Genomic DNA, 6,686 nt, shown 5'->3' on the forward strand with positions numbered 1-6,686 from the left:
AGCAATTAACGTTAATTAAACCAGTTTAATAAATCGAGGTGACATCATGATGCTAAATGCAACTGAGTTTCTAACGCCGAATGCCATTAATGTGGATACGGTTAACGAAACGATTGCGAAAGTCACGCTCGAACCGTTAGAACGCGGCTTTGGGCATACCCTAGGTAATGCTCTGCGTCGCATCTTGTTATCTTCATTACCTGGTGCTGCAGTCATTGAAGCTGAGATTGATGGTGTTGACCATGAATACTCAACGCTTGAAGGCCTGCAAGAAGACGTACTTGATTTGCTTTTGAACCTAAAAGGCTTAGCAATTACGCTTCATGACCAAAATGAAGTATTTTTGACCTTGGATAAACAAGGTCCAGGCACTATTACTGCTGCAGACATCGCGTTGCCGCACAATGTTGACATCATCAATCCAGAATTGGTCTTGGGTACATTGAGCGATCGTGGTCATCTTAAGATGCGTTTGCGTGTAGTGATGGGTCGTGGATATGAGCCAGCAAACCAGCGCCGTGAAGATGGTGATACTAAAGCAATTGGACGTTTAAAGCTTGATGCAAGTTTTAGTCCTGTGCTTCGTGTTGCTTATCAGGTTGAGAACGCTCGTGTAGAGCAGCGTACTGATCTTGATCGTCTTATCATTGAGCTTGAAACTAATGGCACTATAGATCCAGAAGAAGCAATTCGTAAAGCAGCCACTATTTTACAACAACAGATTTCTATCTTTGTTGACCTAGAAGCTGAAGAAGCGCCTGAGCCTGTGAAAGAGAAAGAAGAGGTTGATCCGGTGCTATTACGCCCTGTGGACGATCTTGAACTAACGGTTCGCTCAGCCAACTGCTTGAAAGCTGAAAACATTTACTATATCGGTGATTTGGTACAGCGTTCAGAGACTGAACTTCTAAAAACCCCAAATCTTGGTAAGAAATCATTAACAGAAATCAAGGACGTATTAGCGTCTAAAGATTTAGAGCTCGGTATGCGCCTAGATAACTGGCCACCAGCTGATTTACGTGTTGATGATCGCTTTTCTTATCGTAGCCGTTAAACTTTAAGGATTTTTGACTATGCGCCATCGTAAGAGTGGAGTCAAGCTGGGTCGTACCGGCAGTCATCGTAAGGCAATGTTTCAGAACATGACTAACTCATTATTTGAGCATGAACTGATCAAAACAACTTTACCAAAAGCTAAAGAACTACGTCGCGTTGCCGAGCCATTGATCACTATGGCTAAAGAAGACAGCGTTGCTAACCGTCGTTTAGCATTCAGCCGTATGCGTAGCAAAGCTATGGTAGGCAAATTATTTGGCACGTTAGGTCCTCGTTACCAGACGCGTCCAGGTGGTTATTTGCGTATCGTAAAATGCGGTTACCGTGATGGTGACAATGCGCCAATGGCTTATGTAGAATTGGTTGATCGTGACTAGTTTTACACCTAAGACATATTCCATAAAAAAGCTCCAATGCAATTGGAGCTTTTTTTTGTCTTAAATTTGACTAAATATACTATTAGTTGTTTAGGGCAATAACTGGCTATTTAGAACAATAACTAGCTGCTTAGAGTAATAACGAATCGACATCAGCCGCACCTTGCCTGATAACTTCAGGAACGCTGCTAGTCATATCTACGATAGTAGTAAGCTTGGTCGTCTTTATACCTGCATTGATGAGACCGTCGATTTGGTTACCTAGTAAGTCTTCAATCTCAAACGGGTCATCCAAAATATCGTCTCGATTAGGCAAAATCAGTGAGCTGGTTAAGATAGGTTCATCCATCGCTTCTAATAATGCTTGAGCAATAGGGTTACTAGGCACACGAATACCAATGGTTTTTTTCTTTGCATGGGCCAGTTTCTTGGGTACGTCTTTGGTGGCAGTAAGAATAAAAGTAATTGGGGCAGGGGTGTGGGCTTTCAGCTGTTTAAATTGCACATTATCAACTGTTGCATAATTGGCAATTTCGCTTAGGTCGCGGCATAGTAAGGTAAATTGATGCTTATCATCGAGTTCACGGATTTGCTTAAGCTTCGCTAGCGCATCCTTTGCACCCAAACGGCAACCAAAAGCGTAACTGGTATCAGTTGGGTAAATAATTAACTGATCTCTGCGCAATAGGTCAGCGGCTTGCTCAATGAGGCGTGGCTGCGGATTATCGGGATGAATATAGAAAACTTCCATAGTGGTTCCTTATTTTATAATTATTGGTTTTTAATTGAGACAAATTTTTCATTAGTTAGATGTGGTTCAATCACTGGATATATTAGAAAAACTATTCTAGAACTAAATCAGATCGATATTTTCAAAGTACCACTCCAGTTATCAGTATAGCTCAAAGTAGATATAAGTTTAGTGGCAAGGCGTTACCAACCGTAGAAAATCGTTAATAAGTAGGGAAGCTAAGTAATTTAAACTAAGCGCTGATCTCAGATGAAGAGGTGCAAGCGCTAAGTAACGCAGTCAGTAAAGTCTTAGCGTCACGCGGCAGAGTACGAGGTTTGGCTATATAGCTTTGGACTTGCTGATAGACATCACTAGCAAAGGTGCTACTACTGGTGTCGAAGTCGGCAAACAAGTTATCTTGTGAGACTTGGAAATTTCGTCCACACGCCAAGGTAAATAGACACTCTAATGCTTGAGGTTTGATTTCTACACGCTCAAATGCTTGCTGCTGCGCCGCTGATCGTCCATCTGGCGCATACCAGTAGCCAAAGTCAGATAGTTGTCTACGAGCATCACCAGCCACGCACCAATGACTTAGCTCTAGTAAACTCTTAACTATAAATGTACATTACTAAGTTATTGATTGATAAAGAAGTAATTGTAATGATGTAAAATCAGCTTCTTGATAAAAAAATGTACAATATTCCTCATAAAAGGAGATATTGTACATTAAGTGAGTCATTGGAATTATCACTTTTCAAAGCACTAAGAAGCTTATATTAGCCGTGTATATACAATCGAGACATATCAATATTTTATTTTTGATGAATAGATCGGGACTTTTTGTTGGTTCTTCTCTTAGTAGATATTCTTTGTTTTTTCAATAAAATTGGGAAGGCTAGAATATTTACTATAGTTATCATCGGCTGAATAGTAGCCTGATGAATATACTTCACATGACTGCTTTGAAATTTTAAAATTAAGTAAGTATGAATTTGCAATATGTAGTTAATAAACTAATTATCCCTTAACGTAGAAAAATCTGTATGCATTAATGTTTCTAAAGCTATTCTAGCCGTAGGAGGAGGATTCGTAATCATCTCTTGATAATTAACTTCTAAGTTTTTTAGAAACATCTCTGATATCGGTCGACCTGAAAAATCATCAAAGCTAGGTGAAAAATGTATACCTATAGCTTCACACATAGCCTTTTCTAAGCCTTGAGGTCTTGCTTCAACCAATTGAAATAGCTCTTGCTCTTCACTTGTTCTACCACATTCAGTATACCAGTAACCATAGTCATCTAATTTGCGTCGTTTTTGCCCTGCCAAACAGTAATGAGCAATTTCATGTAATAGGCTTCTTGGGTAGTTTTCTTTAAAAAAGATCTTCGCATTTGTATCTGCTTTTGGCGCTTCATAGTAGGGTTCATCTACTCCACCAATTATGGTTAGAGTAGGAAACAGATGTTCAAATAAAATTTTTAGTTTGTTACACAAATGATCGTCATTCATAGGAATACTTTTAAGGCATCTTAATAGCCGTAATATGAGAAAAATAAAGCTTTAGAGAGGCTTTATTCATAGATTGTATTTGAGCTAAACAGGAACAAGATTAAGCTATTTATTAGATCTTTTCACTAATCTTATATGTGGAGAATCTGCTAACTCTCTTTGAAGTTCAAAATTCTGTCTTAGAATGTTAAGATAATCTTGCATTATAATGTCATATTCTTCTTTTATCATGTCGTATTTCAAATTAGCTTTTATTTTGAGCTCTTTTTCATGTTTTAACTTAGTAGAAGTATTAGGTTTTTCTTGAGCACGATTTTTGCGTTCTTCTTCCGCTTTTGTTATTGCTTCGCAAAGTTCTGGATATCTCTCATTACGGACATACCCTTTTCCTTTACCTGCCTCTCTACCTACAGCGTCTCTAGTAAACTTAAACCGTGATGACTTTGTATTGACAATTTTGGCTGTACCATCTTGTAGACGATTCAAAGCATCCCAATAAGCCTGTTCTGCCTGGCTAGTTTTCATGTTATTTCTCTTGATTTACTTCTAATACTGAAAGAAGACTGTCTATTTTTTTAATACTCACTTCGTATTCATGATGAACACGCTTTGGAATATCTAAAGTGAGTTGAGACTTATAAAAATCTTTAGTTTGTAGCAAAATACTTTTGGATTCTGGTGAAAACACCGCATTTTCACAGCTAATACAAGCAGATGCCAATACACCAGCACCTTTATCACAAGGTTTAATAGACATACATCCGCCAACTAAAGTAGATCGATAACGAATTTTGCCATTTTTGACTGCTTTCTTAGTACTATTTCTATTATCTAAGAACTTAGGAAGCTTATTCTCTACTTTTCTTTTTTGTAGATTTTTACCAGCTGCACCAGTTAGTGTCACCCCGCTATCTAACAATTCATGCAAACTATCTGACTCTACTCTTGCTTGGGCCTCCTGCCATTCCTTTTCCATAGCTTTGACTTCAGGGCCGTTGCCTAAAATATTTATCGCTCTAGAGTTTGAGTCCGTGTAATAGACTGTCATCATCATGCTTATATGTTTTAGCTGGGATTTAAGGGTAGGATATGAAACATAACCACTAGAAGCAGCATACACGGCTAAGGAGCGTCTAAACTGATGAAAGCCTAAAGGCCAAGGCTCACCTAATTTAATATTATTAGGTATTTCATCGCCGTATAAAAATTGACTGACTTCCTTTAAGTCTTGTTCTGAAATCAATAAGTGCTCTGATGACATTATTTTTTGAATGAGGTTGCTATTTAAGGCAGTTGTTGCATAATCAAAATGCGGATGAGGCTTTCCAGATTTCCCATTTTCAATTGAAAAAAACAACGGTAACTTACTCTCATCTTCTTCCACCTGACTCTTATTAGCAGACCAGTTCAAAGCTCCTTGAGTGATAAATTTAGCTGCTTCAAAAGCTTCTTCAACAATTGAACCTGTTACCCATTTTGTAAATCTTGGTACTCCATTACTTTCCAATTTTGTTGTAGTTGACCATACTACAGGTATATTTCCAGTATCGGAATGAATATGTCTTAGCCCGTTGAAAGGGATAGATAGTAATTCATTTTTACGCATACCTGTAAACGCAGCTATAACAAAAGCGCTTTTCATCTGTATTTGACCTAGGCTGATTGTTAAACTTAACCAACTAGCATTCTTGATGATGTTTAAATCTGTTAATTCTGCTAAAATATTAGTTAGCTTTTTATCTGCCTTTAAGGCAGTTTTCCAATAAAATGAGACTAAACTTGTTTGTGATTTATTAAGCTTACTTATGGGCATACTCTGATCTAGTCTTAAAGCTTCATCCCTTACTTTAGTACGTGCAGAAAAAACATATGATATCTTCTCAGCATGCTTATTAAAAGTCTGTAAGCTTTCAATGGTATCTTTTAGCAGGTTCTGATAAATGCGTGAAGGGATAATCATAGTTTGAAGACCTTGAGAGGTTTCAGGGAAAGACTTTCTAGTTTTTCTTAAACTGCTTGAAAATTCTTCTGAAGGTTGTATATTGCACCAAAAATTGTTTCGATTTAAAACAGATGCTGTATCAATAAACCTTTGTATCTTGCCTAAATACAAGCCTATTTGTTTCTCTGCAGAGCTGTTAGTTACTAAGAAACAGATTGCATTAGGGTCAGCAAATACGTTATCAAGTTCAATATTATTGTTTACACAGTAACTAATCAGAAAAGATATAGCGACTAAGTCGCCATTCAATTTTGACATAGAACATCCATTCATTTCACAAATCCAATTGAGTGCAAATACTTTCAAAAACTTAACTGCTGATTTGAATTCTCTGCCGTCGGTATTAATAGATGAGGATAGGTTCTTAATTTTAGTTCTAAAGTTAATAGTCCTCATTAAACTACTAGTAGCACTATAGTCCCAAATATCGTCAGAGAATAATGATAAAGCATCTCCACTCTTGGAAAGCGTTATAACCAAACTAGATGATGGGTTCTCGATTAGGTCTTTAGATATTGGTTGTATCTCTTTAACAAGGGGTTCACGCATCATTATTTTGGTCATAAACTTAAGCTTTTTCTGTTAGATTCTGAGGCTACAGTGAGAAAATTTATATGCTCATCCCAATACTCATTATAAATTTGCATTTTTATTTTTTGTTCAGCATCATCAACGAGTTCAATTACTCTATTATCTTTTCCTTTAAGAATATTGATAATCTCGTCAATTCTAAATAGTGATGGTTCTATAGAGAGAAGATGATATTCAGGATCATCACGAATCATAGAAGACTTTAGTAGAGCCTCCTTCAAACTTAATAGTTTATGTATATCTTCAAAATCTATATGAATTGCAAAAAATTCACAGAACAAACAACTTTCAAATGTAGCACAGGAAGGGTTGGGGGCTTCATTATTAAAGCCCAATGCCTTAACAGGATCATTTGAGCTATGCTGAAGAAACCGTACAACTAAACTTGGTAAACTAAGCACAATTATAGGAGT

6 protein-coding genes and 2 pseudogenes are annotated in these 6,686 nt (G+C 37.1%); 2 read left to right on the top strand and 6 right to left on the bottom strand.

The genetic code is table 11. The features are described 5' to 3' along the window. Positions 1–46 precede the first annotated feature (46 nt). Both FQV37_RS13200 and rplQ read left to right on the top strand, forming a co-directional pair. Positions 47–1,054 carry a DNA-directed RNA polymerase subunit alpha gene (locus FQV37_RS13200; RefSeq protein WP_021813386.1) on the top strand — a complete coding sequence of 336 codons (1,008 nt, stop codon included), beginning with the start codon at positions 47–49 and terminating at the stop codon, positions 1,052–1,054. A 19-nt stretch (positions 1,055–1,073) separates the two neighbouring features. Continuing rightward, positions 1,074–1,433, top strand: a complete 360-nt coding sequence (gene rplQ / locus FQV37_RS13205) for a 50S ribosomal protein L17 (RefSeq protein WP_021813387.1) — start codon at positions 1,074–1,076, stop codon at positions 1,431–1,433. 130 nt (positions 1,434–1,563) lie between these two features. Here the strand turns inward: rplQ and FQV37_RS13210 are convergent, their stop codons facing one another. The 6 genes and pseudogenes from FQV37_RS13210 to FQV37_RS13235 all read right to left on the bottom strand — a co-directional run. Then, on the bottom strand, positions 1,564–2,184 hold the full coding sequence (locus FQV37_RS13210; protein WP_160023599.1) for an L-threonylcarbamoyladenylate synthase: 621 nt from the start codon (positions 2,182–2,184) through the stop codon (positions 1,564–1,566). A 232-nt stretch (positions 2,185–2,416) separates the two neighbouring features. Beyond that, a pseudogene (locus FQV37_RS13215) lies at positions 2,417–2,788 on the bottom strand (elongation factor P hydroxylase); the annotation flags it as partial. A gap of 394 nt (positions 2,789–3,182) precedes the next feature. Beyond that, positions 3,183–3,680, bottom strand: a complete 498-nt coding sequence (locus tag FQV37_RS13220) for an elongation factor P hydroxylase (RefSeq protein WP_102094158.1) — start codon at positions 3,678–3,680, stop codon at positions 3,183–3,185. A gap of 105 nt (positions 3,681–3,785) precedes the next feature. Beyond that, on the bottom strand, positions 3,786–4,205 hold the full coding sequence (locus FQV37_RS13225; RefSeq protein WP_057758729.1) for a hypothetical protein: 420 nt from the start codon (positions 4,203–4,205) through the stop codon (positions 3,786–3,788). Between the two features lies 1 nt (position 4,206). Continuing rightward, positions 4,207–6,246, bottom strand: a complete 2,040-nt coding sequence (locus FQV37_RS13230) for a hypothetical protein (RefSeq protein ID WP_160023601.1) — start codon at positions 6,244–6,246, stop codon at positions 4,207–4,209. Beyond that, positions 6,243–6,686, bottom strand: a pseudogene (locus FQV37_RS13235) (hypothetical protein); the annotation flags it as partial. The gene FQV37_RS13230 and the pseudogene FQV37_RS13235, both read right to left, overlap by 4 nt.

Origin of the sequence: Psychrobacter nivimaris (assembly GCF_009812035.1) — a bacterium.
Taxonomy (GTDB): domain Bacteria; phylum Pseudomonadota; class Gammaproteobacteria; order Pseudomonadales; family Moraxellaceae; genus Psychrobacter; species Psychrobacter nivimaris.

Bases quoted from the DNA above. Each gene is read 5' to 3' on its own strand.
- FQV37_RS13210 (WP_160023599.1), bottom strand. From the start codon at position 2,184: ATGGAAGTTTTCTATATTCATCCCGATAATCCGCAGCCACGCCTCATT.
- FQV37_RS13230 (WP_160023601.1), bottom strand. From the start codon at position 6,246: ATGACCAAAATAATGATGCGTGAACCCCTTGTTAAAGAGATACAACCA.
- FQV37_RS13225 (WP_057758729.1), bottom strand. From the start codon at position 4,205: ATGAAAACTAGCCAGGCAGAACAGGCTTATTGGGATGCTTTGAATCGT.
- FQV37_RS13200 (WP_021813386.1), top strand. From the start codon at position 47: ATGATGCTAAATGCAACTGAGTTTCTAACGCCGAATGCCATTAATGTG.
- rplQ (WP_021813387.1), top strand. From the start codon at position 1,074: ATGCGCCATCGTAAGAGTGGAGTCAAGCTGGGTCGTACCGGCAGTCAT.
- FQV37_RS13220 (WP_102094158.1), bottom strand. From the start codon at position 3,680: ATGAATGACGATCATTTGTGTAACAAACTAAAAATTTTATTTGAACAT.